Origin of the sequence: Algoriphagus sp. NF (assembly GCF_028823735.1) — a bacterium.
In the GTDB taxonomy this organism is placed as follows: Bacteria; Bacteroidota; Bacteroidia; order Cytophagales; family Cyclobacteriaceae; genus Algoriphagus; species Algoriphagus marincola.
The window spans coordinates 1-2,335 of the sequence record NZ_JAPEIB010000086.1; the positions used below are offsets into that span (position 1 = coordinate 1).

The following is a 2,335-nucleotide window of genomic DNA, read 5'->3' on the forward strand; positions in this document are numbered from 1 at the left end:
AAGGGAAGCCGACTCGCTCTTAAAAAATAAACAAACCCTAATTGACCCTTTACCATGAAACGATATTTGATAGCACTAGTCACACTGGCCACCTTGGCAGCATGTAGTTCGGACCCTCGACCGATTGTCTTGGGACAAGACGCCTGTCATCACTGCAAAATGACCCTGATGGATCCCAAGTTTGGAGCCGAGCTGGTTACCGAAAAAGGCAAAATATTCATTTTCGACGATGTCAATTGCATGCTTTCCTACATGGACTCAGAAGCAGCGCAAAGACAGGCGTTTAAGCATGTTTTGGTGATGGATTATCTGAATCCCGGAACTCTATTGGATGTAAACTATGCATTCTTTTTGAAATCTGAACAAATCAAAACTCCAATGGCATCCAATATTGTGGCATTCCCGGATTATGATCTGCTGAAGGATTACAAAGTGAAAAACGGTGGCGTCTACCTGGCCTGGGGAGAGTTGACTACCCAGTTTAAATGAGTCAAAATCTACCAGTTATGAAAAAGTACTGCCTTGTTCTGCTGATGTTATTTTCCTTCTTCCCTTGGGAAAGCAATCTCTATGCAGCAAAAATCAAAGTGAACCCTTCGGATTCCTTTCAGGAACTCATCGATCAGTCTTCAGCTGGTGATACATTACTCTTTTCCTCCGGAGTCTATCCAGTCAATTCGCTGATCATTAGAAAAACCCTTACGCTACTTGGGGAGAATTTTCCGGTAATGGACGGTCAGGGCAAAGGAAATATCTTTCTGGTTGCAGCGGAGAATGTGCTGATTCGTGGTTTTAAATTTATCAATACCGGAAAATCCAATATGGATGATTCTGCAGCTATTAAGTTTTTTGATTCTAAAAACTGCAGGATTGAAAACAATATCCTTGAAGAAACATTTTTTGGACTTCATTTCTCCAATTCTTCCGGGATGACCATCCGAGACAATCGGATAACAGCCTCTGCTGAAAGAGAATTTGAGGTCGGAAATGGTATACACCTCTGGAAATGCAACAATAATTTGATTGAGAATAACCAGGTTTCTGGCCACAGAGATGGGATTTACCTCGAATTTGTCACTGATACAGAAGTGGAGCAAAACCTCATCCAGGGTAATATGCGTTATGGGCTTCACTTTATGTTTGCCCATGACAATACCTATCGGAAAAATACCTTTCGGAGAAACGGAGCAGGGGTAGCAGTCATGTACACCAAAAATGTGACGATGATAGAAAACCGATTTGAAGAAAATTGGGGAAGCAGTGCCTATGGGATTCTACTCAAGGATATTTCAGATTCCAAAGTAATCGGGAATATCTTTCAAAAAAACACCGTAGGGATCTATATGGAGGGTAGTAGTAGAATTGAATTTCAAAAAAACACCTTCAGAGAGAATGGCTGGGCCCTCAAACTGATGGCCTCTTGTGATCAAAACCTTTTCCAAGCCAATAATTTCTCCAACAATACCTTCGATCTAAGCACCAACGGAAACCTTGTCCTCAATACGCTGAAAGAAAACTATTGGGACAAATATGAGGGCTATGACCTCAACCGGGATGCGGTTGGGGATGTGCCCTTTCGCCCCATCAATTTATACAGTGTCATTGTCGAAAAAATCCCCGCATCAGTCATGCTGTGGAGGAGTTTTATGGTCACCTTATTGGACAGGATGGAAAAAATCCTCCCGACTATGACCCCTGACGAAATGATCGATCACTCACCTAAAATGCGGCCTTATGATTTCAGTTAAAAATATATCCAAGCGATTCGGAAAACTTCAGGTATTGAATGACTTCAATCTGGAGTTCGAGTTTGGCAATAGCTATGCCCTGATGGGACCCAATGGGTCTGGAAAGACTACCTTGATCAAAACGATTTTGGGGATGGTCATTCCTGATAGCGGAGAGATTGCTGTAGGGGGGCAGTCCATCCGGGGAAATGTCGCTTATCGAAAGCAGATTGGCTACATGCCTCAGATAGGTCACTACCCCGCTAATATGAAAATTGGCCAGCTTTTCTCGATGATGCGGGACCTTCGGCCAGAGGTAAACTCTTTTGATTTGGAGCTTTACGAAGATTTTGAATTGGAAAAGATGAAGCATAAAGCATTGGGCACCTTGTCCGGTGGTACCCGGCAGAAAGTATCGGCGGCATTGGCATTTATGTTTGACCCTGCAGTCTTAATTCTCGATGAGCCTACTGCCGGCTTAGATCCCATTGCAGTAGAAGTGCTGAAGGCCAAAATCAAAAAAGAACGGAAAAACGGCAAGCTCATTCTCATCACTTCACATATTCTCAGTGACTTGGAGGAGCTGACCAACCGCGCCATTTACATCT

At 43.2% G+C, this 2,335-nt stretch carries 3 protein-coding genes; all 3 read left to right on the forward strand.

The window, feature by feature from the left end; translation table 11 throughout:
• The first annotated feature begins 54 nt into the window (after nucleotides 1-54).
• Complete coding sequence (locus OU792_RS18380) at nucleotides 55-489, forward strand: nitrous oxide reductase accessory protein NosL (RefSeq protein WP_274671032.1); 435 nt, start codon at nucleotides 55-57, stop codon at nucleotides 487-489.
• Nucleotides 490-506: 17 nt separating this feature from the next.
• Nucleotides 507-1,748, forward strand: coding sequence for a nitrous oxide reductase family maturation protein NosD (locus OU792_RS18385; protein ID WP_274671033.1), 1,242 nt, complete (start codon nucleotides 507-509; stop codon nucleotides 1,746-1,748).
• The coding region (locus tag OU792_RS18390) for an ABC transporter ATP-binding protein (protein WP_274671034.1) at nucleotides 1,735-2,335 on the forward strand (601 nt) is incomplete at its 3' end. The genes OU792_RS18385 and OU792_RS18390, both read left to right, overlap by 14 nt.